Origin of the sequence: Corynebacterium sp. HMSC076D02 (assembly GCF_001813815.1) — a bacterium.
Classification (GTDB): Bacteria; Actinomycetota; Actinomycetes; order Mycobacteriales; family Mycobacteriaceae; genus Corynebacterium; species Corynebacterium simulans.
Genome location: NZ_KV814038.1, coordinates 1 through 293 on the forward strand (window position 1 = coordinate 1; position 293 = coordinate 293).

General features: G+C 46.8%; 1 protein-coding gene. It reads right to left on the reverse strand.

Annotated features, from left to right (window positions below; translation table 11 throughout):
• Positions 1-223, reverse strand: a 223-nt coding sequence (locus HMPREF2935_RS01900) for an IS3 family transposase (protein ID WP_141755996.1), incomplete at its 3' end; no start/stop codon positions are given.
• Between the last annotated feature and the right edge of the window lie 70 nt (positions 224-293).

Sequence of the window (293 nt, forward strand, 5' to 3'; positions counted from 1 at the left end):
TGACACGGTGACCAGGCTTACGCCTGGTAGTAATGCATCGACGCCGTTTGCTAAAGCCTTTTAACCCCATGGATTTCATGATGCGTGCAACTTTCTTGTGATTTATCGGGCCGAAATCCGTATCACTGTTGAGGCTTGCAGCGATGCGTTTAGCACCATAAAGCCCGTGCTCATCATCGAAAATGGTCTTGATTCGTGCACCAATAACGGCATCAGAATACATCTTTAACCTGCGTTTTTTACGGGTGCTCACCCACTTGTAAAACGAGGAACGATTCAGCTTTAACACATCG